We start from the raw sequence: 20,764 nt of genomic DNA on the forward strand, positions 1-20,764 counted from the left end.
GAAATCTTCTACTTTGTTGTATTATTATAGCAGATATTCTCATTTAATGCAAATAAATATGCAACGTGATATGTATAAAAAGACAGTCAATTTTCTTAAAAAATTTTAAATATTGCGGCCGATACCGCCTCTTTTCCTTTTCGGAAACAAAAAAAATCAGCCGGAGATCCCCCTTCCTTTCGGGTATTTCCGGCTGTACTTTTTTTATTTTCCCTGCTTCCAGGTAGAAATACGAATCTGATCCGCCTGATATCCTGTTTTTCTGGTGACAATATCCTGGATCTGCGCTACTTCCGCCTCTGTCAAATTATCTTTGGAAACCACAACATCTACCGTATCATCATCAATACGCACATAGGCATGACTGAACCCCTTAGATTGTATCATGGATTCCGCCGCCGTTTCCTTCTCGATGCGTTCCTGGATCTGGAGCATGCTTTCACTGCATTTTTCTTTCTGGGCGTCAGTAATATTCTGATTATCCAGCATTTCCGTCAGCAGATCCTTCTGCTTCGCTCTGGCCTGCTCCCGTTCCAGCTTGGCCTCGGCAAAATACCCCTCCAGGCTGCTGGCGCTGCTTTCCGCGCTGGCATAGACCGCCGCACCGTCTCCCGTTGTGGCCGACACCTCCGCCGTAATAGGGTCCAGCGGTTCCTCCGCCTCCAGATCATCGGGCAGTGCCGCGTAATCCTCATCCAGCAGCGCCGTCAGATCTCCCTCTTCCGACAACTGCATGGCTGTCTGCGTCCCTTCCGACAGCTTGCTCTCCTGAAAATTCAAATACCCCGCCGCCGCGATCATTACCGCCAGCGCCGTTACTACAACCTGATTCCGTTTTACCTGAAACATTAACCCTCTCCCCCTTGCTTCATTTTCAATACGGCGATTTTATGGGATGGGATATCCAGCAAAGCCTGGGCCGCTTCCGTCAGTCTGCCGCAGACCACTGGGTCCTCTCCTCCCTCCGCCACAATAACCACACCCTCCACAACAGGCGACTGTTCTGTCAGAACGATGGGGCTTTGCCCGTCACCATTGTCCGCCAGCACCACCGTGCGCTCCGTCTGTATGGATTCCTCTGTGGTCTTGCTGCTCTCTTCCCGCCTTTCCTCTGTCGCCAGCACCTGTTCCGCCCCGGAACGATAGGTCACCATGACTCTTACCTTCCCCGCTCCGGCCACAGTGGAAAGGATCTCCTCCATTTCCTGCTGGATATCCTTTTCCTCCTGAACCGTTACGGTCTGCACGGGCGGCTGCTCCGGCGCTTCCTTCTGGGAAAATAGTCCCTTGCTTCCCACCAGAAGGAGGATACCCAGAAAAAAGGCCGCTGCCAGCCGATTTCTCTTCCCTTTGTTTTCCGGCTGAAACAACTGCCGGAAAAAGGATTCATTCATCTGTGTCACCTTCTCCCCATGGCGATACGGATATCTCTGCCGGGCACAGCGCATACCGTTTCGCCGCGTACACTTTGATTTGTTCCTGTGTATCTTTTCCGCCGATTTCCAAAGATTCCAGCGCGCCGTATGTATCGGAATCGGGATCTTGATCCCAGCCGACACGCACCCATTCCACCGTGTCGTCCTCCGCCCGAAGATCCATCAGTATCGCCTCTTCCATCTGCGCCTCATAAGCGTCATGGCTCCATTTCTCCTGCAAAGCGGCATACTCCTCTTCCCCCGGGAGGTCCTCTTCCCACTGCGCCGACGGCAGCGCAAGCGCTCCTCCCAAATGAAATAAAGGCTGTATCACTGCCGAAAGTATCATCACGCCCAGCACCATTTCCAGATACTTCCGAAAGCTGCCTTCCGGCATCAACAGGCCTGCCATAACGGAAAATAACGTCAACGCCGTTATAGTTTTTATATATGCGGCAAATGCCTCCGCCATTCCTTTTCCCCCTTTAAATAACCCCCAGCAGCAGTACGGCACAGAACAAAAACATGACTTCCGCCAAAAATACCACCCCCAACAGCAAAGCCATATACTCTCCCGCCGCGCTGACGCACTGCACCAGACGTTCCTCGCAAAAAGACTCCACTGCCGCTGCCGCGAAATAGAAAATCAATGTCATCACCGCCAGCTTCACGCAGATAGGCAGGCACAGCAGCAAAAGCAGCACCGCTGCCGCCGCTAACGTACCGTTTCGCAAAGTGCCGGAAACAGCCGCCGCCGTATCCACCGCCCCGCCCATAACATTCCCTACTACCGGCACAGCGTTCACAGCGATTTTCGCCGTCCGCACCGCCAGAGAATTGATGGCGCCGCCGCCGATCTTCTGTAAAGACAGCAGCAGCATAAACACCACAGCGAATCCCTTTACTCCCCAGGACATTCCTTTTTTCAAAAGCTCCGCCAGACGTCCCGTTACAGGCTTTTCCGAAAGGCAGTCCGTCATAGCCAGTCCTACCGCCAAAAATACTCCCGGAACGATGAGGCGTCGGATGGCATAAACCATGAGCGTGCATCCCCCCATCATGGTGGGCCCCATCAAAGCCGTCTGCGTCAGATTTCCCGAGGATGCCGCCAGAACCAGAAATGCCGGCAGCATCGCCGTAAATATGGAGCCAATCAGGTCAATTCTCTCCACAACGGCCTCTGTTATCTCAAAAAATGTGGATAAAATCACCACAATCAGCACCATATAGCAGACATAGAAGCCCATATCCCCCACTTGTCTTCCGTGAAAGGAAAGGCTTACATTCCGTAGGATCGCCGCCAGAACCACCACCAGCAGCAGCTGGATCAACAAAGACTTCTGGGCCGCCAGTTCTCCAAAGGCCATCTCCCACAGCCTGTCCGCCCAGTCCTCCATGGAAAAGCTGTACTCTCCCATCAGTATCTCTTCGATCAGTTGGGAAAGGCTGGTTCCCGCCCCCGCTTCCTCCGCCATCTCATCCGCCCGAGACAGTTCCAGATCCTCCAGCTGAGACAAGGCCAGATCTGAGGCGTAAGCCATTTTGGGGAACAGCAGCATCACCAGCGTCAGCAGTATCCCCATGCATTTTTTCATAGTTTCTCCCCCTTACACCAGATGCAGCACCACATCCAGCAGTTCCACCAGCACCGGCGCTGAAACAGCCATAATCAGGATCTTTCCCGCCAGCTCTATCTTAGCCGCGATGGCCGTTTCCCCGGCGTCCATACAAAGCTGGGCGCCGAACTGGGCAAGATAGGCGATGCCGATGACCTTCAGCACAATGGTAAAATATCCATCGGAAACGCCGGCCTTCTGGGCCGTTTCCTGCAATATCCCCAGCAGTTCTCCCAAGGGCGAAAGCAGAGACAAAAACAGCAGCACTCCTGTGGTCACGGAGACAAGCAGCGCCATCTGCGCATTCTCCCGGCGCAGCGTTACCGCCAAAAGCGTACCCGTCAGTCCCACCGCCGCCATCTGCGCCATATCCATACCAATCCCCCCTTATAGCTGAAATAAGGTCCGGATGGTCTCAAACAGAGTGCCGATATATTCAATGACCCAGAACAGCACCAGTACCAGCCCCGCCAGCGTTGTCATCATCGCCGTTTCTTCCCTGCCTGCCCGCAGCAGAATCTGATTCAGCACCGCAACCAGAATCCCCACCGCCGCAATCCGAAATAATATGCCGATCTCCATGTCTCTCCCCCTCGTTTCCTTACAGCAGCACCACCACCAGCAAAATGCCGCCCAGCATTCCCATGCCGTAGTACAGTCTGCCGTTTTTCTCCAGTTTCCTTTGCAGGGACGCCTGCGTCTCCCGCAGATAGCCCAACAGCAGCTTCGCGCTTCCCACCTGCTGTTTTTGATCCAAAAAGCCCAGGGTTTGTCCAAAATGCAGGATCGCCTCCAGATCCACCGCCGTAAAATAGGTTTTTGGCAGATATTTCTGCCAGACCCGCTCCCAGATCTCCTCGGCTGTCTCCTGCTGCCTGCGGGCCATTTCCTCCGCCGTTTCCTGAAGAATCAGCCCCACCATGCCGCCGGTCTTGCAGCTGATACTGAAAAACACCTCCGGCAGCGGCTCAGACAAATAAGCCATGTGATTTTCCAGCAGTCCTAAGGCCCGCTCCAGCTCCTTCAAATCCGCCAGACGATATCTCTCCCGCAGGACAAAAAAAGCGCCGCTGAGCGTTGTTGTCATTAAAATCAAAATCATTCCCAGAGCCCGCAGCCACATCCGCCGTCTCCTCCTTTCTCTGAAACAGCACAGTTCCCCTTTCATCCAGAATCCGCTCTACTATTCCCGCGCCTCTGTCCGCCGACAGAAAAATGTATCGTTTCAACATTCCCTGCCGCGCCATATGACAGGGAAGTTTCCGCCGCAGGATATCCTCCATGGAACTGCCATGCATGGTACAGAGAATTTCCACGCCGCCATGAACCATAGCCTCTACCGCTTCATATTCCTCCTCCCGCCCCAGCTCGTCCGCCGCGATGATCTCCGGCGACATACTGCGCAGCAGCATTTCCATGGCCTGGGCCTTAGGGCAGCCATACATAATATCTGTGCAGGGTCCCAGCTCCATCTGTGCCAGCCCGTCCCGCATCCCGGCAATCTCTCCCCGCTCATCGGCCACGCCAATGGTGATCCCGCTCCTGCTAAGACAGCGGATCATTTCCCGCAGCAGCGTTGTCTTCCCGCATCCCGGCGGCGAAATCAGTACTGAGGACAGAAAACGGTCTCCTTCCTGTACAAAAGGCAGAATTTTTTCCGCACAGCCAAACACCTGCCGTGCCACACGGATATTCAGAGAACTGATTTGATGCAGGGTTTTGATCCGGCCGCCCTCCATAACCGCTTTTCCGCAGAAACCCACGCGGTGCCCGCCTTCTATGGTCAAAAAACCCCTGCACAGCTCTTCCTCAAAGGCATAAAGCGAATAGGCACTGAGCTTGGAAACCGTCACTTTTATATCACGTTTCGATATTATTTTTCCCTGTTCCGGCAATACCGCATTCCCCGCCGCGTCAGGGAAGAACCCCCTGCCGCCTGCCCGCACCCACAGGGGCTGTCCATTTCGCAGGCGGACCTCCTGTATCTGGTCCGATCCCTTTATTTTATCAAGAATATCCCCAATTTCATCGCTCAGGCACCTGCGTATTTCCTCCCGCATCCTCTCACCTCCTTTTCCAATATATTCTCCTGAAATGATTTCTATGATTCCACTTTTCAAATGTTATAAATCGTGATATAATAAATTGTCGAAATTTGCAAAATTCCTTAAGGAGATGTCCATATGTTCACCATACTGTTTGCTTCTTTTACCGCCTGCAACGAAAAAATCCCGCAAATACTCAGGCAAAGACTCCCGGATACCGCCATTCTGGAATGTACTACCCTGGAAGAGGCGTTTCTCCTCTGCCGCCACAGGGAAATTCATTGTGTCCTCCTGCTGCCCGATGAGGAATTTATACAGTCACAACGGCTGTTAAAACACCTGCGGAGCAAAGAGGCTTACCATTTCACACCCGTACTGTTCCTTTCCTCCCGGCTGGAGCATCTTTTCTGGGCCTTTTGGAAATGGAACTGCTGTGAATGCTGTGTCATTCCTCTGACCAGAGAACGCCAGGAAGAGCTGGTCCGCCTTTTGCAGCACTATCACGAGATATATTGCAGAACGCGGCTGCTGCGGGAGTCCTGCTTTCGCATTGACACCCCAAAAGGGATTTTCTCCGTTCCCTATGATGACATCCTCTATATTGAAATCGTATTAAAAAAGACCATCATTCATACCAAAACCGCCGAATATGCTTTTCCTCTTCCTCTGTATAAAGTCAAGGAGGATCTGAATTGTCCCTTTATCGTTCAGACCCATCGTTCTTTTCTGGTAAATCTGCATAATATCTCCCAGATCGACAAAAGCAAATCCCCCTGGGAGATCTCCTTTTTCCAAAGTGGAAAACATGCCTATATTAGCCGCCATTTCAAAAAATCCTTTCTGGAAAACATCCTCTCTTCCATTGGCAGCTGATTTGACTTTCTCCCTCCCCTTCTGTAAAATAAAATCAGCAGAAAGGGAGGGTCTTATTATGGAAAATAAAAAAATCACCATTGTAGGGTTTGGCGACAGTTTAACTTACGGATACGGCGTACTGGAGGATGTGGCTTATCCTTACCGTCTGTCCATGGATCTGCCGCAGATCTTCCCGCAGATCCAATGGGACATTATCAACAGTGGCATCAACGGCCAAACTACCAGAGAGGGACTGCACCGGCTACCCATGAGCGTACTAAAAAGAAAGCCGCAAATCGTACTGATCCTCTTTGGCTCCAACGACAGCGCACTCAATGAGGGGCAATACCGCACACCTTATGAATATGAGAAAAACCTGCGGCAGATCATAGAATCCATTCTGTCCCTTTCCACCGGAAACCCTGTTTTCTCCGGGCGTTCCATTCCGGTGCTGATGACGCCGCCCTCCATGGTAGATACAGATTTCTACCCCTTTACCACCAATGACCGGCTGGAGCATTTTGGGGAGATCGTCAAAAAACTGGCGGCGGAATACGGACTGCCTCTGATCGACCTTTTCTCCGCCTATCAGGAAATCAAAGAAAAAGCAGACTATGAGGCCTGCTTCCAATATGACGGTATTCATTTAAGCCCCAGGGGCTACGACATCCTGTACCGTCTGGTATTGACGGAAATCAAGCATATTCTGACAAAAACAAAGGAAGTCTGAACCTTACCCCAAAGAGGAAAGAGAGATGATGGTATGTTTCAAAAAGCACAGGCGGAGGACTGCCGGGCCGTTTACAAGCTGATCTGTGATATGGAGCAGAAAGAACTGCCCTATGACCGTTTTCATAATATCTTTCTGGGGCAGTTGGCCCGTCCTGATTTTTACTGTCTGCTTCTGAAAGAGGAAGGACAGGTTCTGGGAATGCTGAACCTGCGTTTTGAGGAACAGCTGCATCATGCGGCGCGTATCGCCGAGATCATGGAGCTGGCGGTAGCTCCCTCCTGCCGGAACAACGGTCTGGGGAAAGCCCTGTTCCTCCACGCCTGCACTCTGGCAAAGGAGGCCGGCTGTATCCAGATGGAGGTAGCCTGCAACCAGCTGCGCAAAGATACCCACCGTTTTTATCTGCGGGAAGGGATGCGCAATTTCCACTACAAATTTTCCAAAAGTCTTACCGGCGAAGATATGACGGAAAACCGGCTGGGCCGATAACAAAAAAGGAATGAGACCTTTTTCAGGTTCTCATTCCTTTTTTGTTTCCGCTGTTTAGTTACCGCATTCAATACTGATGGAGGTAAATACATCCAGAATGTCCTCCACCTTTGTATGTTCTTTTTCCAAACCGCCTTTGTCCATAACGATACCGCCTTTATCCATCATAATCAGACGGGTGCCGTATTCCACCGCATAACGCAGATTATGGGTTACCATCATGGCAGTCAGTTTTTTCTCTTCTACGACCTTATGGGTCAGTTCCATAATGACCTCGGCTGTTTTCGGGTCCAAAGCCGCGGTATGTTCGTCCAGGATCAGAAATTCAATGGGCGTCAGTGTGGACATAATCAGGGCCGCCGCCTGTCTCTGGCCGCCGGAAAGGGCCCCCAGCTTTACATCCATTTTATCCTCCAGACCCAGCCCCAGAATGGAAAGCTGTTCCCGGTAATAAGATTCTCTGGCTTTGTTGACACCAAAGCTCAAACCAAAGCGTTTGCCCTTATTGTCCGCCAAAGACATATTTTCCAGCATGGTCAGATTGGGACAGGTACCCATGGAAGGATTCTGATACACCCGTCCAATGGTCCGATACCGCTGGAAATCCTTCATTTTGGAAATGTCTTTTCCGCCGATCAGCACCTGGCCGCCCTCAATGGGGATACTGCCGCAGATAATATTCAGCATGGAAGTCTTGCCGCTGCCATTACTGCCGACAATGGAAACAAATTCTCCGTCATTGACGGTCAGATTAAAATTATCGAAAAGACACATTTCTGTTACTGTGCCGGGATTATATACTTTTCGGATCTGTTTCAGCTCAAGCATGTTCCGCACCGCCTTTCCGTTTATTGCCCAATACCAGAATCAGCAGGAACAGCACCGCTGTCGCCAGCTTCATCAGATTGGACGGCAGCCCCAGGCTGATGGCTACCTGTATGCAGGCTTTATAGAAGATACTGCCGATCATAACGGCTGTGGTCGCTTTGACCACACTCATTTTCCGGAACAATGTCGTACCGATAATAACCGCCGCCAGACCAAATACCACCTGACCGGTACCCATGGTGCTGAAGAAGGAACGCTGTTCCTGACATACCACGGCGCCGCAAAGAGATACCAGCGCATTGGCAATGACCAGACCGATAAGTTTTACAGTCCCTTTGTCCTTCGCCAAAGTAGTAACCAATGTGGGATTATCGCCTACGGCCCGCAGCAGCAGACCATTTTTCGTTTTCAGATACCAATCCAGTACCAGCTTCACCACAATAGCCAGTATCAGAGTCACCACAAATTTCCGGTAGATCAGGGAAGCATTTCCCATAACCGCCATAATGGGGCCGGAAGTAAAAATGGTGTCGATACTGCGTTCTACCGCCAGATTGGAGCCAGCAATCTGCAGGTTAATGGAAAACAGGCCTGTCATGGTAATGATCCCCGCCAGCAGGTCTCTTACACCCAGCTTGACATGGATAAAGCCAGTCACAAAGCCCGCCACAGCCCCCACAGCCAAAGCCGCCAGCAGCGTCAGGAAGGGATTCGTGCCCTTTACCAGAAGCAAGGCGCCCACGGCAGCCCCCAGCGGGAAGCTGCCGTCTACGGTCAGATCGGGAAAGTCCAGTATTTTATAAGTGATATATACGCCGTAGGACAGCAGTGCGTAGATAAAGCCCTGTGTCAGCGTACTGATGCATAATTCAAAAATTGCGTTCATTGCGGAAACCTCTTTCTAACTGCTTTTGCTGCTTTACTTACGCTTCTGCCGCCACGTCAGTAGCTACGGAAGCGATTTCTTCCGGTACAGTGATGCCCATAGCGGCTACTGTTTCGGAATTGATGTAGTATTCACATTCGGAAATGGTTTCATAAGGCATTTCCTCCGCGGTTGCTTCACCCTTCAGGATCTTTGCCGCCATAGCGCCGGTCTGTCTGCCCAGAGCTACATATTCAATGCCGGCGGAAGCCACACAGCCCAGTTTTACCTGTTCGATCTCGCTGCCATAAACAGGGATGCCTGCGTCATTTGTTTTTTCCAGAATGGAGGGCAGTACATCCACTACAGTATTATCTGTCAGATTTGTAAAGCAGTCAACGCCTTTGGAGATCAGTGTATCCGCTGCCTGTACTACCTCAGACTGCTGTGTTACGCCGATGCTTTCAATAGTAAAACCGTAGGAAGGCGCTTTTTCCTCATATTCCTTGATAGCGGAAACAGAGTTGGGTTCGCTGGTGGTATACAGGATACCAATGGTCTTTGCTTCCGGCTGCAGATCACGGATCAGCTGCAGCTGCTGGTCGATGGGCAGTTTATCGCTGGTGCCTGTGATGTTGCCGCTGTCCAGCTTTGCTTCCACAGGGTCTGTGATCGCTGTAAAGATAACGGGAATATTCTTATCCTCTGCCGCTGCGTAGCAGGCTGTTGCGGAAGGTGTCGCGATACCGCACATCAGCGCTACATTATTTGCGGAGAAGTTCTGGGCGATCTGTGTTGCCAGCTGTGTATCGGAATCGGCGTTCTGGTAATCAATGACAAAATCCACACCTTCTACCAGGCCGCTTTCTTCCAGCCCCTGAATAAAGCCTTCCCGGCAGTTATCCAAAGAAGCGTGTTCCGCGAACTGAGAAATGCCGATAACGGGGATATCGCCACTGGCGCTGTCACTGCCGGAAGCATCTGAGGAACCGCCGCAGCCTGTCAGTGCCATTGCTGTCATTACCATTGCCATTGTCAAAGCCATCATTTTTTTCATAGTAAATCTCTCCTTTTTTCTCTTAATTTTTTGATCTATCCATAAATTGTGTCCTGTTCTTTTTTACCAGATTCGCCATCGTTTGCCGGGTAACTTCATATTCATCGACCTCCTGCAATAAAAAAAGTCCTGTCGCCATATTACTATGGGACAAGACTGATTATCCTGCGGTACCACCCAAATTGATGAAAAAACATCCACTCATATCCTGCACATTCATGCAGTCCGCCTGGGTAACGGGTGCGGCTCCCGTCGGTTACTACTTGCTCTCGCTTTCGTCCGCCCTCATAAGTCCATTCATTTTACGCTGACTGCCGTATTCCCACCATCCACGGCTCTCTGAAAGTACAGACTGCAAAACTACTCCTCTTAATCACAGGTTTTTCATTTGATAGTGCTATTATAACATCACAAAACCATTTGTCAATACGTTTTTGTCAAAAAACGTCCCACAGTTTTAAAACTCTAACTCTTCTTCCTTCACATAATCCAATGTGCCATCCTTCCGGAGGATACCGTAATCCTTATCATCTGCCAATCCTGCCAGCAAATAGGGGGAAGCAGAAAGATCCTCCACAATGGCGACTTTTTCTCCCGTGGCCTTTTCTACGGCCTCCCGAAGAATGAAACGCCCCCACTCCTCGGACCAGTAAAACCGCTCCACTACGACCCTGCTCTGTTTCTTATCAAAGGTTTCGTCCTCCGGCACCTGGCCCTCCGACTGATCGCTGGACTCCAGATAATCCTGGTATCTGGTGATGGTCAGCTGCGGATTTTCTCCACTGCTCCAGCTGCTTTCCGTATTTTCCGTAACCCGTCTCCATAAACTTTCTTCTCGGATATCCGACTGGTTCCAGATATTGTTCCAGCTGCTCTCTATTTTTTCCGGCGTATTCAGCACATCCCGAAACCCATTATTTTCATATACATATCCCCGCAGAACGTCCGTCTGTTCAAACGATCCCAGAGACTGATCCACATTTTCCCGCACAATGACAATATCTTTTCCCAGTTCCGGGGAAGGCACAAAACGAATATTGCGCACTCCATAAAAATTCCCCAGATCGCCTGCATATTCATATACATTCCCATCGGGCGTATAGGCGGCGATCACCGTATTTTTCGGCCCAAAGCTGAGGGATACCAGTACATCCTCCTCGTTGCCCGTAACCGCTCCGCCAAAGTAAACGGTCACATCCTCCAGATCCGACAAATCATACTGTCCTGTTCTCCCTGTTGACTCCAAAACACTTTTGGCGATATCCTCCCGATTTTTTTCCGAATTCGGGTCCTCTACCTGCCTTTGAGACAGATCTCCCTCTATTCTGGCCCAGGCCGCCGCCGTATAGCCGCCCAGCAGGATCAGGGCCGACAGTAGCAGGACGATCTTCTTCTTGCCCATAACTCTCCACCTCCCCTTCCATGCTATGCGGCAGGAAGGGAAAAAAGACGGGAATCACAGACGCTCCTGAAGAAAACAATCACCGATTTGGCAAGTGCCTTTCTGCCGCGATTTCCGGCTAAAGATATCCGGCATCCGCTTTCGCCCATGAAAAAAGCCGAAGGAATCCGCAAAGAATCCCTTCGGCGCTTTGTTTCTCTTTCAGCCAATCTGCAGCTGGCGCACCAATGCGCCATTTTTCAGGACCTGACGGAACACCACATATCCTATGCAGGATACCGCCAGAAATTCGCCTGCGGCAATGCTTCCCGCTGTCAAAAGCAGCGGCGCGTTCTGCAGGAAATAATATTCCACCCCCAAAAAGGCGTTGCAGACAACGGGCCACAAAGACGCTCCGAACAGCGTTTTGCTGTGGGTAATGCCCAAAAGTGCCGCCGCCGTGCAGGCTGTGCCAAACACCGCGTCTACCATGCCAAGAGGACTGAAGCAGTTGGCGATAAAACATCCCAGAATCAGCCCCGGCGCATAACGCTTGTCCAGAAATGCCAGCAGCACCAGAATCTCCGACACCCTCAGCTGTACCGCTCCAAAGCTTAAAGGCGCTACCGCCAACGTCATGACAGCGTAAACCGCCGCTACCAGCGCCGTATAAGCCACCATTTTTGTTGTAATACTATTTTTTTGCATAAAAAAACCCCCTGTTTTTTATTTATGAGATGGTGGGACTTTCGTCCTTCGCAAGGAACATCTCAACCTATGAAGTTTTCCCTTTCGGGACAGCAGAATTATTTTATGTGATTTTGCGGCTTTTGTCAATACAATAAACCGGAAAACAGGTATCTTCTTTCATTCCGAGGCATTCCTCTTTCCTGATTACCGCCCGTTCCTTCCGGTATCATATTACAGATTATACACACCTTCCATCTGCCAAAACCTTCCTTCCCTAAAATCTGCCACAGACATTTCTTCCATGAACTGGTTTTGTCAACAATATTTACAAAACGCCCAAAACATGGGAATTAAAAACATATTCAATTCAAATAATATTTGTCAAGTCCTAAAAAAAAACTCGCAATAAAGGGAAAAATATGATATTATAATAGAGTTTTCAAAGAGTTGTTTCAAGCTCGGAAACAAAAGCTTCATAGAAAAATCAACCAAATATTTAATGAAAAGGAGCCTTTGATCATGGAAAAGATTTACACAGGAAAAACAAAAGATGTATTTTCGTTGGACAACGGCAATGTACTGCTGAAATTCAAGGATGACTGCACAGGCAAAGACGGCAAATTTGACCCCGGCGAAAACTCCATCGGTCTGACCATCGAAGGGATCGGCAGAGAAAACCTGAAAACCTCCATCTACTACTTCGAACTGCTGAAAAAAGCAGGTGTAAAAACACATTATGTAAGCGCGGATGTTGAAAACGCAACCATGGAAGTGCTTCCCGCAAAGGTATTTGGTCATGGTCTGGAAGTTATCTGCCGTCTGGTAGCAACCGGCAGCTTTATCCGTCGTTACTGCGATTACATCGCTGACGGCACAAAACTGGAAGGCGGCTATGTAGAAACCACATTCAAGGATGACGCAAAGGGCGACCCTCTGGTAACAAAAGACGGTCTGGTAATCCTGGGTGTTATGAGCCCCGAAATGTACGACAGCATGAAGGAACAGACTCTGGCAATCACAAAACTGGTTGCAGAAGATCTGGCGAAAAAAGGTCTGGAACTGTACGACATCAAATTCGAATTTGGTTATGACAAAAACGGTGAAGTTATCCTGATCGACGAGATCGCAAGCGGTAACATGAGAGTATACAAAGACGGCAAGATCGTAGATCCCATGGATCTGACTGCAATGATCCTGGCATAAGCCAAAACAAACAAAACAAACAAAACATAAAAGCGCTGAAATCCAAAAGGATTTCAGCGCTTTCTTTTTTATCCCACGATTACGGCGCGGCTGCCGCCGGTCCGGTCCTTTGTTACCTGAATCTGCTTGTCGATGCGCTCTTTCAGTTCCGCCACATGAGAAATGATCCCCACCAGACGATGGCCCTCTGTCAAATCCGACAATGCCTTTACTGCCTGGCGCAGAGCTTCCTCATCCAACGTACCGAAACCCTCGTCCACAAACATGGTATCCAGTCGGATACCGCCGGCCATAGACTGTATCTCATCGGACAGCCCCAGAGCAAGGGACAAAGATGCCTGGAAGGATTCGCCGCCGGAAAGCGTACGCACACTCCGCTCCGTTCCATTATAGTGATCCACCACATCCAGCTCCAGACCGCTCTGGCTCTGGTTATTCTGGGCCGACTGCCGACGTTTCAGCTCATACTGTCCGCCGGACATAATCATAAACCGGGTATTGGCTCGCCCAATGATCCTATCGAAAAACGTCATCTGCACATAGGTCTCCAGCTTGATCTTTTCCTTGCCGATCAATGTACCATTAGCCGTGTCGGAAAGATTTTTCATCCGGGCAAACTGCTTTTCTTTTTCCATCAGTTCTTCCGCCCCCTCCTGCAGCAGCTTCAGCGCTTTTTGATTTTCCAGCATACGGTGGGTGATGCCTGTGATTTCTTTGTTCAGTTCTTCTTTTTTCTCCAGCAGAGTCCCCTGCCGTTTCTTTTCTTCTTCCACGTCCAGCGTCGGCGCGTTTTCCAGCTGCTTCTGGTATCCCAGAATCTCGCCCCGCAGACGTTCCACTTTTTCTCTTACTTCCTCCAGCTCTTTGCGGGCCTTTTCCTGTTTTGCGGCAAACTCCGCGATCTGCCGTTCATACCGGCTGATTTCACTTTCCGCCGTCTTCTGATCCGGGAAGGGCAGCTTTTGCCGCAGGGCTTCGATTTCCCGCAGACCACCAGAGATCTGGCCTTCCAAGGCCGCCAGAGATACCTCCAGTGTTCCTTTTTCCGCCGCCAGTTTTTCCCGCTCTTCCTCTTTTTTGGGCAGCAGTTCCTGTATCCTGCTTTTTCGTTCCGCCCGCTTCCGTTCCTCTGCCAGCATATGCCCTGCTTTTCCCAGTTCCTCTTCGGCCTGCGCCAGGGTCTGGGCCAGAGTTTCTATACCTTCCGGCAAAAGCTCCTCTATTTTCTGCCGCAGGCCTTCCTTCTTCTCTTTTGCCTGCCCCAGCAGCAATCCGGCGGATTCACTGGCTTTTTTCATGGCCTGATCCGCTTTTTGGGCCGCTTTTTCCGCCTGTTCCAGCTCCGCTTCCGAAGGCGCCTCCTGGGACTTTACGGCAGGCGCAGGATGATGGGTGGACCCGCAAACGGGACATGCTTCGTTTTCCCGCAGTCCTTCCGCCAGTATCCCCGCCTGCTCATCCAGAAAGGCTTTCCGCATCAGCTGGAACCTTTGGTTCTTTTCCGCAGCTTCTTTTTCCGCCTTGGCATAGCTCTCCTGCGCGGTTGTCAGTTCCGCCCGCAGCTTCCGAAAAGCCGCCAGTTCCTTTTTCAATTCCGTCAAACGCTGCCGTTTCTGCTCCAGCGTCTCTTTTTCCCGTTCCAATCGAAGGACGGTCTCTCCCGCATCCTTCATTTCCTCCAGTTCCGCTTTGGCCAGTTCCAGTCCTCTTTCCAGCTTTGTCAGTTTTTCTCCGCAGAGCGTTTTCTTTTCCTCTGTTTCCTGCCGGGTCTTTTTCTGCTTGGCCAGCGTGTTTTCTTTTTCCGTCAGTTCAGTATACATGGGCAGGAACAGCCGCAGACGTTCCTGTTCCTTTTTCCAGGTTTCCGTCTCCGGCTCCTTCTCTTTCCATTCTTCCATGGCCTGCTCCAATGTTTGCAGCCGCTGGCTTTCCGCCGCGTGGCTTTGCGCCGTCTTTTCCATGGCTTCTCTGGTACGGCGCAGTTCTGCGGCCTGACCCAGCTTCTGATTGACTTCCTCCAGAGCCGATTCCGCTTCTGCCAGACTCTTCCGGCTTTCCCCGGCCGCTTTTTCATCCTCCGCCAGCAGTTCCACCAGCACCGCCGCCGCTTCCACTGCCGTCAGCGCGCCGTCAGCCGCCTTCTGGGCCTGTTGGCTGTAAGCGGAGTGCTCGCTCCACTGTACCGAGCGGATCTGCCGGAGAATGTCTCCCTGAATCTGCCGACATTCCTGCTCCATTTCCGCCGCTTTTTTCTTCAGCTGATCCTGCAGCGCTTCAAACCGTTCCGTATGAAAAAGTTTCTGAAAAATTTTCTTCCGTTCCTCTGTGGGGGAAAGCAGCAGCTTCTGAAAGTCCCCCTGGGCGATCATGGCAATCTGGGAAAACTGATTCCGATCCACCCCCAGAATCTCCTCCACCGCCTCGGTAACATCTTTTGTTTTCGTCACGACCCGTCCGTTGGGATAAGTCAGCTGCGCGCCAGGATTCTGGATCGCAACACCGTCACCGCGTTTAGCCGCCCGTTCATATTTGGGATTTCGTTTTACTTTGTAGACTTTGCCCTCATAGGAAAATTCCAGTTCCACTTCCGTAGGGGTATCCGGCGCCGCGTATTTGGAACGCAGCATGGCCGCATCTCTGTTGTTGCCGCTGGGCTCACCATAAAGAGCAAAAGCTATGGCATCAAAGATAGTGGTCTTTCCCGCACCAGTATCCCCGGTAATCAGATACAGCCCTTTTTCTCCCAGTTTCGTCATATCCAAAACCGTTGTACCGGCATAAGGGCCAAAGCCGGACATGGTCAAACGTATGGGTTTCATGCTTCTCCCTCCCAAATCTGTTCCGCCAATTCCCTGATGATCTTTTCCTGCTCCGCCGACATGGGCTGATTATTCTGCAAAGCATAAAACTCACCGAAAAGATCCAGCGGCGTCTTTTGCTCCACTTCCTCCGGAGCGCAGATGCTCTGGTCCATTCTGGTGCGCTGGTTGTCATAATCCAGTTTCATCAAATTGGGATAGATCACCCGCAGTCTGGCAGCGGCATCAAAAATATCCTCCTCATCCGTCAGTGTAATATGCAGATAATCCTCCCGGCACATCCCCTCATAGTACGCCTTCGCCGTCAGTTCCATATAATTCCCCCGGATCTCCCGCAGATCCCGCAGAGGTTTCAGCAAAATAGTCCGCAGACGCAGACTTCCCTTTTCCTCCAGCTCCACCACGGTCACGGATTTCTGGTGCTTCGCTTCGGAAAAAGAATATTTCAACGGTGTGCCGCAGTAGCGGATATTCTCCCTGCCCACGTTCTGGGGACCATGCAAATGCCCCAGGGCCACATAATCAAATTCCCGGAACAACGTAAGGTCTACGGCCTCCGTTCCGCCGGCGTAAATCTCCTCGGATTCACAGCGCTCCGCACCCGCCACAAACTGGTGGGTCAGCAGGATATTCCGCCGCTGCGGATGGAGAGGATAACACTCCAGTGCCTTTTTCAGGGCGTCCGTGTAAGTCTCGATCTTCTCCTCCGGGAAAAAGGGGCGCACCAGGGCCGGCTTCAAAAAAGGAAGCAGATAGATATCAATTTCGCCAAAATCGTCCTTCTGCGTCACCACTGTTACCTTTCCGTCATAGACCGGAGAAAAATATACCCCGCCAGGGGCCATGATGCTGGCGCCAAAGGCCAGACGTTCCGCCGAGTCATGATTGCCGCTGATGGCAAATACCGTGATGCTCTTTTCCGCCAGTCTGCTTAGAAACCAGTCAAACAGCTGGACCGCTTCTGCCGAAGGCACGCTTTTATCATAAATATCTCCTGCCAGCAAAACACCATCGGGCCGCTCCTCCCCAATGATTTCCACAATCTGTTCCAATATGTATCGCTGATCCTCTATCATGGAAAACCCGTTGACACGTTTCCCCAGATGAAGGTCAGACAGGTGCAGATATTTCATAAGCCATGCTCCTTTCCCATAAGATACTTCTATTGTATCTCATTGTCCCCAAAAAGAAAAGCCGGAACCCCCAAAGGGATTCCGGCCGGAATAAATCCTTGATCTTAAATTATTTGTCTCTCAGCTGTGCGCCCAGCTCTCTTGCCAGACCATCCAGGATTGCCTGCATTGCTTCGGCTACATCGGTATCCGCCAATGTTCTTTCCGCGCTGCGGAAGGAAATGGAGTATGCCACAGACTTGTAGCCTTCTTCGATCTGTTCGCCCTGATATACGTCGAAGAGTGTTGCGCTTTCCAGATATGCGCCGCCGTTTTTGCGAATCTCGTCAGCGATCTGTTTTACGGTCACATCTTCCTTCACCAGCATCGCGATATCTCTGGTGATGGCAGGGAATTTCGGCAGAGGCTGGTATACGCTTACCAGGTTGGACGCGTCAATGAGCTCTTCCATATTCAGCACTGCCAGATAAGCCTTTGTACCAATTTCATAGTTTTTGGCAACAGCGGGATGAAGCTCACCCAGATAGCCTACTGTCTTGCCATCGATGGAAACAGAAGCGGTTCTGCCGGGATGCATCCAGGACAGGCCTGTTTCTGTGGTATATTCCGCTTTATCGCCAATGCCCAGTACACTCATCAGATGTTCCACAATGCCTTTCAGGTCGTAGAAATCCATTTTGCCGTACATGCCGACTGTCAGAGTAGGCACTTCGTCAGGCAGTTCTGTCAGAGGCAGAGACTTGGGCAGATATACCTTCGCCACCTCAAACAGGCCAGCGCTTTCGTTTCTTCTGTTGTAGTTGGTAGACAGAGAGTTCAGGATACCGTTAATGGAAACCGTACGCATAACGCTGAAGTCCTCGCCCAGAGGGTTGGAGATGGTCACAGTACGGCGCAGAGGGCTGTCCGCAGGGATCAGCAGCTTATCGAATACCTTGGGGCTTTCAAAGCTGTAAGTCATAGCTTCGCAAAGACCTTCGGCGATCATGGTATCTTTTACCAGTGTGGTGATATTCTGAGAATATGTCTTTTTGCCTACGGTAGGAGTACCGGAAGCCAGTGTAGGCTGGATCTTGTCGTAGCCATAGAAACGAGCCACTTCCTCCGCCAGGTCCGCCTGCGCTTCCAGGTCAGGACGGAAGGTAGGCACAACTACCTTATGAGCTACCGGATCTACCTTCATTTCCAGACGTTCAAAGGTACGCTGCATTTCTTCCTCGGAAATATCAGTGCCCAGGAATTTGTTGATCCATTCGGGAGAATAGGTCAGTTCCCAGGATTCTCTCTTGTTGGGATAGCAGTCCACAATGCCGGGAACAATCTGGCCGCAGCCCAGTTCTTCTACCAGCTGTGCCGCTCTGTTGACAGCCTCCAGTGCCAGATTGGGGTCCAGACCTTTTTCAAACTTGCTGGAAGCGTCTGTGCGCAGACCTACCTTTTTGGCGGTAATACGCACGTTGGAGCCTTCAAAGTTTGCGGACTCGAACAGTACAGCCTCAGCGCTTTCACTGATCATGGAGTTCTCGCCGCCCATAACGCCGGCAATGGCAACTGCCTTTTCCGGGTCGGAAATTACCAGCATGGAGGGGTCCAGATTTCTTACCTGACCGTCCAGTGTGGTGATGGTTTCGCCTTCCTTGGCGTTTCTTACGATGATATGTCTGTCTTTGATGGTGTCTACGTCAAAAGCGTGCATGGGCTGGCCCATTTCCAGCATGACATAGTTGGTAATATCTACGATATTGTTAATGGGACGAACGCCTGCGGCACGCAGTCTCTTGCGCATCCAGCGGGGAGAAGGCCCAATCTTTACGTTCTTTACGGCTCTGGCCACGTAACGGGGGCACAGAGTAGGATTCATGATATCTACGGAGATCAGATCCTCTGTTCTGCCTTCGGCTTCTTCTTTTACCTTGATTTCAGGATACAGGAACGGCAGTTTGTAAGTAGCAGCCGCTTCTCTGGCAATCCCCAGAATACTGAAGCAGTCGGGACGGTTGGAAGTAATCTCATATTCCACTACCTCATCCTTCAGATCCATTACATCAGCTACATCCTTGCCCAGTTCCACAGGTTCCGGGAAGATGTAGATGCCGTATTCCGGTGCCTCAGGGAAATCGTGGCGGTCGCAGCCCAGCTCTTCAATGGAGCAGAGCATCCCTTCGGATTCCACACCTCTCAGATTGCCGGTATGGATTTCTTTGCCGCCGGCGATAACGGAATCATCCAGCGCAACGGGTACATAGTCCCCTTCTTTTACGTTGGGCGCGCCTGTTACAATGGTCAGCTCCTTGCCGCTGCCCACATCAATTTTGCAGACTACCAGCTTATCGGCGTCGGGGTGTTTTTCAATGGAAGTAATGCGGCCGGTAACAATATTTTTCAGTTCGCCGCCCATATAAGTCACGCCTTCTACCTTGGAGCCGGTCATTGTAATATCCTCAATGAATTCTCCGATGGGCGCGGTGACCTTCGCGTATTCTTTTAACCATGACATAGGTACATCCATGTTTCTATTCTCCTTTCAAATGAAAAAGCAATTTATCAGAACTGTTTCAGGAATTTCATATCGTTTTCAAAAAGCAGACGCAGGTCTGTGATGCCGTAGCGCTGCATTGCAACACGTTCCAGACCCATACCGAAAGCGAATCCGCTGTATTCCTCGGGGTCAATGCCGCTCATTTTCAAAACCTTGGGATGGACCATGCCGCAGCCCAGAAGTTCGATATAGCCCTCGCCCTTGCAGACACGACATCCCTTGCCGCCGCAGGCGAAGCAGGTAACGTCCATTTCCGCACTGGGTTCTGTGAAGGGGAAATGATGAGGGCGGAAACGTACTTTGGTATCCTCGCCGAACAGCTCTCTGGCGAATACTTCCAGCGCACCTTTCAGATCGCCCATGGTGATGTTTTTATCTACTACCATGCCTTCCAGCTGATGGAATACAGGGGAATGTGTAGCATCTACCTCGTCGGAACGGTATACGGCGCCAGGGCAGACCATACGGATCGGCAGCTTGCCTTTTTCCATGGTACGTACCTGTACGGGAGATGTCTGGGTACGCAGCAGGATATCCCCGCCGATATAGAAGGTATCCTGTTCGTCTCTGGCAGGATGATTTTTAGGGATGTTCAGCGCCTCAAAGTTGTAGTAATCCTTTTCTACCTCAGGGCCTTCCGCTACTTCGTAGCCCATGCCCATGAAGATGTTGCAGATTTCATCAATAACAATGCTCATGGGATGCTTATGGCCTTCCGCCTTCTTTGTGCCGGGCATGGTAACGTCGATTTTTTCCTTTTCCAGACGGCGTGCCATTTCCGTAGCTGCCAGACGATTTTTCGCCTCTTCCAGCACTTTTTCCAGATCCTGACGCACATCGTTGGCCATCTGACCGATGATAGGACGTTCCTCCGCGGACAGCTTGCCCATTTCTTTCAGAATGGCTGTAAGTTCGCCTTTTTTGCCCAGATATTTTACTTTCAGATCGTCAATGTCTTTGATTTCCTTTGCTTCCTGGAAAGCCGCCATGGCCTTGTCGTGAATGGCCTTCAGTTTTTCCTTCATGATGCTTTTCTCTCCTTTTTCTGTTTTTCTCAAAAGACTGCAAAAAAAATAGTCCTCGCTCCCAAAGGGAC

The 20,764-nt window shown here is 50.9% G+C and carries 21 protein-coding genes and 2 other annotated features (1 of these 23 running past the window's edge); of the genes, 4 read left to right on the forward strand and 17 right to left on the reverse strand.

Translation table 11 applies throughout. The features are described from left to right. Positions 1 to 204: 204 nt before the first annotated feature. The 8 genes from H9X84_RS00370 to spoIIIAA are packed head-to-tail and all read right to left on the reverse strand — an operon-like array spanning position 205 to position 5,091. Positions 205 to 849, reverse strand: coding sequence for a SpoIIIAH-like family protein (locus H9X84_RS00370; protein ID WP_205132335.1), 645 nt, complete (start codon positions 847 to 849; stop codon positions 205 to 207). After that, positions 849 to 1,394, reverse strand: a complete 546-nt coding sequence (locus tag H9X84_RS00375) for a hypothetical protein (RefSeq protein ID WP_205132336.1) — start codon at positions 1,392 to 1,394, stop codon at positions 849 to 851. Before H9X84_RS00375 ends, H9X84_RS00370 begins: the two co-directional genes overlap by 1 nt. Beyond that, a complete protein-coding gene (locus H9X84_RS00380) occupies positions 1,387 to 1,887 on the reverse strand; it encodes a stage III sporulation protein AF (protein ID WP_205132337.1) in 501 nt (166 codons plus the stop codon). Before H9X84_RS00380 ends, H9X84_RS00375 begins: the two co-directional genes overlap by 8 nt. 13 nt (positions 1,888 to 1,900) lie before the next feature. Then, positions 1,901 to 3,010: a stage III sporulation protein AE gene (locus H9X84_RS00385; RefSeq protein WP_205132338.1), complete on the reverse strand. Its 1,110-nt coding sequence runs from the start codon at positions 3,008 to 3,010 to the stop codon at positions 1,901 to 1,903. A gap of 12 nt (positions 3,011 to 3,022) precedes the next feature. Then, a complete protein-coding gene (spoIIIAD, locus tag H9X84_RS00390) occupies positions 3,023 to 3,406 on the reverse strand; it encodes a stage III sporulation protein AD (protein WP_205132339.1) in 384 nt (127 codons plus the stop codon). Positions 3,407 to 3,418: 12 nt separating this feature from the next. Continuing rightward, the gene (spoIIIAC, locus tag H9X84_RS00395; RefSeq protein WP_205132340.1) at positions 3,419 to 3,613 is read right to left on the reverse strand and encodes a stage III sporulation protein AC; all 195 of its coding nucleotides are present in this window, start codon (positions 3,611 to 3,613) and stop codon (positions 3,419 to 3,421) included. A 19-nt stretch (positions 3,614 to 3,632) separates the two neighbouring features. After that, positions 3,633 to 4,118, reverse strand: a complete 486-nt coding sequence (locus tag H9X84_RS00400; RefSeq protein WP_243423480.1) for a stage III sporulation protein AB — start codon at positions 4,116 to 4,118, stop codon at positions 3,633 to 3,635. Beyond that, positions 4,000 to 5,091, reverse strand: coding sequence for a stage III sporulation protein AA (spoIIIAA, locus tag H9X84_RS00405; RefSeq protein WP_205132341.1), 1,092 nt, complete (start codon positions 5,089 to 5,091; stop codon positions 4,000 to 4,002). Before spoIIIAA ends, H9X84_RS00400 begins: the two co-directional genes overlap by 119 nt. 123 nt (positions 5,092 to 5,214) lie before the next feature. Here spoIIIAA and H9X84_RS00410 point away from each other — a divergent pair, with 123 nt between their 5' ends. The 3 genes from H9X84_RS00410 to H9X84_RS00420 are packed head-to-tail and all read left to right on the forward strand — an operon-like array spanning position 5,215 to position 7,153. After that, the gene (locus H9X84_RS00410; RefSeq protein ID WP_205132342.1) at positions 5,215 to 5,949 is read left to right on the forward strand and encodes a LytR/AlgR family response regulator transcription factor; all 735 of its coding nucleotides are present in this window, start codon (positions 5,215 to 5,217) and stop codon (positions 5,947 to 5,949) included. 58 nt (positions 5,950 to 6,007) lie between these two features. Further along, positions 6,008 to 6,661: an SGNH/GDSL hydrolase family protein gene (locus tag H9X84_RS00415; RefSeq protein WP_205132343.1), complete on the forward strand. Its 654-nt coding sequence runs from the start codon at positions 6,008 to 6,010 to the stop codon at positions 6,659 to 6,661. Positions 6,662 to 6,694: 33 nt separating this feature from the next. Continuing rightward, on the forward strand, positions 6,695 to 7,153 hold the full coding sequence (locus H9X84_RS00420; protein WP_205132344.1) for a GNAT family N-acetyltransferase: 459 nt from the start codon (positions 6,695 to 6,697) through the stop codon (positions 7,151 to 7,153). Positions 7,154 to 7,207: 54 nt separating this feature from the next. Here the strand turns inward: H9X84_RS00420 and H9X84_RS00425 are convergent, their stop codons facing one another. The 5 genes from H9X84_RS00425 to H9X84_RS00445 all read right to left on the reverse strand — a co-directional run bounded on the left by H9X84_RS00425 (position 7,208) and on the right by H9X84_RS00445 (position 11,992). Next, the gene (locus H9X84_RS00425) at positions 7,208 to 7,981 is read right to left on the reverse strand and encodes an ABC transporter ATP-binding protein (protein ID WP_205132345.1); all 774 of its coding nucleotides are present in this window, start codon (positions 7,979 to 7,981) and stop codon (positions 7,208 to 7,210) included. Then, a complete protein-coding gene (locus H9X84_RS00430; RefSeq protein WP_205132346.1) occupies positions 7,974 to 8,867 on the reverse strand; it encodes an ABC transporter permease in 894 nt (297 codons plus the stop codon). Before H9X84_RS00430 ends, H9X84_RS00425 begins: the two co-directional genes overlap by 8 nt. A gap of 37 nt (positions 8,868 to 8,904) precedes the next feature. Further along, the gene (locus tag H9X84_RS00435; RefSeq protein WP_205132347.1) at positions 8,905 to 9,903 is read right to left on the reverse strand and encodes an ABC transporter substrate-binding protein; all 999 of its coding nucleotides are present in this window, start codon (positions 9,901 to 9,903) and stop codon (positions 8,905 to 8,907) included. Between the two features lie 143 nt (positions 9,904 to 10,046). Then, positions 10,047 to 10,289: a binding site (T-box leader), on the reverse strand. Positions 10,290 to 10,360: 71 nt separating this feature from the next. Then, positions 10,361 to 11,305: a hypothetical protein gene (locus H9X84_RS00440; protein ID WP_205132348.1), complete on the reverse strand. Its 945-nt coding sequence runs from the start codon at positions 11,303 to 11,305 to the stop codon at positions 10,361 to 10,363. Between the two features lie 201 nt (positions 11,306 to 11,506). Then, positions 11,507 to 11,992 carry a QueT transporter family protein gene (locus H9X84_RS00445; protein ID WP_205132349.1) on the reverse strand — a complete coding sequence of 162 codons (486 nt, stop codon included), beginning with the start codon at positions 11,990 to 11,992 and terminating at the stop codon, positions 11,507 to 11,509. A gap of 501 nt (positions 11,993 to 12,493) precedes the next feature. Here H9X84_RS00445 and H9X84_RS00450 point away from each other — a divergent pair. Then, positions 12,494 to 13,177 carry a phosphoribosylaminoimidazolesuccinocarboxamide synthase gene (locus H9X84_RS00450; RefSeq protein ID WP_205132350.1) on the forward strand — a complete coding sequence of 228 codons (684 nt, stop codon included), beginning with the start codon at positions 12,494 to 12,496 and terminating at the stop codon, positions 13,175 to 13,177. Between the two features lie 68 nt (positions 13,178 to 13,245). Here H9X84_RS00450 and H9X84_RS00455 read toward each other — a convergent pair whose 3' ends face one another. The 4 genes from H9X84_RS00455 to H9X84_RS00470 form a co-directional block, all read right to left on the reverse strand. Beyond that, entirely contained in the window at positions 13,246 to 15,996 is a 2,751-nt protein-coding gene (locus tag H9X84_RS00455; protein ID WP_205132351.1) for an AAA family ATPase, read from the reverse strand. Next, a complete protein-coding gene (locus H9X84_RS00460; RefSeq protein ID WP_205132352.1) occupies positions 15,993 to 17,129 on the reverse strand; it encodes an exonuclease SbcCD subunit D in 1,137 nt (378 codons plus the stop codon). The genes H9X84_RS00455 and H9X84_RS00460 overlap by 4 nt, the downstream gene beginning before the upstream one ends. Before the next feature lie 109 nt (positions 17,130 to 17,238). Beyond that, positions 17,239 to 19,638, reverse strand: coding sequence for a phenylalanine--tRNA ligase subunit beta (gene pheT, locus H9X84_RS00465; protein WP_205132353.1), 2,400 nt, complete (start codon positions 19,636 to 19,638; stop codon positions 17,239 to 17,241). Between the two features lie 35 nt (positions 19,639 to 19,673). After that, a complete protein-coding gene (locus H9X84_RS00470; protein WP_205132354.1) occupies positions 19,674 to 20,693 on the reverse strand; it encodes a phenylalanine--tRNA ligase subunit alpha in 1,020 nt (339 codons plus the stop codon). 62 nt (positions 20,694 to 20,755) lie between these two features. Next, positions 20,756 to 20,764, reverse strand: a binding site (T-box leader); it runs 211 nt beyond the window's last position.

It is taken from the genome of Anaerotignum lactatifermentans, from assembly GCF_016902535.1.
GTDB classification, from domain to species: Bacteria; Bacillota; Clostridia; order Lachnospirales; family Anaerotignaceae; genus Anaerotignum; species Anaerotignum lactatifermentans_A.

Bases quoted from the DNA above. Each gene is read 5' to 3' on its own strand.
- H9X84_RS00470 (WP_205132354.1), bottom strand. From the start codon at position 20,693: ATGAAGGAAAAACTGAAGGCCATTCACGACAAGGCCATGGCGGCTTTC.
- spoIIIAA (WP_205132341.1), bottom strand. From the start codon at position 5,091: ATGCGGGAGGAAATACGCAGGTGCCTGAGCGATGAAATTGGGGATATT.
- H9X84_RS00420 (WP_205132344.1), top strand. From the start codon at position 6,695: ATGTTTCAAAAAGCACAGGCGGAGGACTGCCGGGCCGTTTACAAGCTG.
- H9X84_RS00410 (WP_205132342.1), top strand. From the start codon at position 5,215: ATGTTCACCATACTGTTTGCTTCTTTTACCGCCTGCAACGAAAAAATC.
- H9X84_RS00455 (WP_205132351.1), bottom strand. From the start codon at position 15,996: ATGAAACCCATACGTTTGACCATGTCCGGCTTTGGCCCTTATGCCGGT.
- H9X84_RS00445 (WP_205132349.1), bottom strand. From the start codon at position 11,992: ATGCAAAAAAATAGTATTACAACAAAAATGGTGGCTTATACGGCGCTG.
- spoIIIAC (WP_205132340.1), bottom strand. From the start codon at position 3,613: ATGGAGATCGGCATATTATTTCGGATTGCGGCGGTGGGGATTCTGGTT.
- H9X84_RS00435 (WP_205132347.1), bottom strand. From the start codon at position 9,903: ATGAAAAAAATGATGGCTTTGACAATGGCAATGGTAATGACAGCAATG.
- H9X84_RS00385 (WP_205132338.1), bottom strand. From the start codon at position 3,010: ATGAAAAAATGCATGGGGATACTGCTGACGCTGGTGATGCTGCTGTTC.
- H9X84_RS00440 (WP_205132348.1), bottom strand. From the start codon at position 11,305: ATGGGCAAGAAGAAGATCGTCCTGCTACTGTCGGCCCTGATCCTGCTG.
- H9X84_RS00415 (WP_205132343.1), top strand. From the start codon at position 6,008: ATGGAAAATAAAAAAATCACCATTGTAGGGTTTGGCGACAGTTTAACT.
- spoIIIAD (WP_205132339.1), bottom strand. From the start codon at position 3,406: ATGGATATGGCGCAGATGGCGGCGGTGGGACTGACGGGTACGCTTTTG.
- H9X84_RS00370 (WP_205132335.1), bottom strand. From the start codon at position 849: ATGTTTCAGGTAAAACGGAATCAGGTTGTAGTAACGGCGCTGGCGGTA.
- H9X84_RS00450 (WP_205132350.1), top strand. From the start codon at position 12,494: ATGGAAAAGATTTACACAGGAAAAACAAAAGATGTATTTTCGTTGGAC.
- H9X84_RS00380 (WP_205132337.1), bottom strand. From the start codon at position 1,887: ATGGCGGAGGCATTTGCCGCATATATAAAAACTATAACGGCGTTGACG.
- H9X84_RS00460 (WP_205132352.1), bottom strand. From the start codon at position 17,129: ATGAAATATCTGCACCTGTCTGACCTTCATCTGGGGAAACGTGTCAAC.
- H9X84_RS00375 (WP_205132336.1), bottom strand. From the start codon at position 1,394: ATGAATGAATCCTTTTTCCGGCAGTTGTTTCAGCCGGAAAACAAAGGG.
- H9X84_RS00425 (WP_205132345.1), bottom strand. From the start codon at position 7,981: ATGCTTGAGCTGAAACAGATCCGAAAAGTATATAATCCCGGCACAGTA.
- H9X84_RS00430 (WP_205132346.1), bottom strand. From the start codon at position 8,867: ATGAACGCAATTTTTGAATTATGCATCAGTACGCTGACACAGGGCTTT.
- pheT (WP_205132353.1), bottom strand. From the start codon at position 19,638: ATGGATGTACCTATGTCATGGTTAAAAGAATACGCGAAGGTCACCGCG.
- H9X84_RS00400 (WP_243423480.1), bottom strand. From the start codon at position 4,118: ATGACAACAACGCTCAGCGGCGCTTTTTTTGTCCTGCGGGAGAGATAT.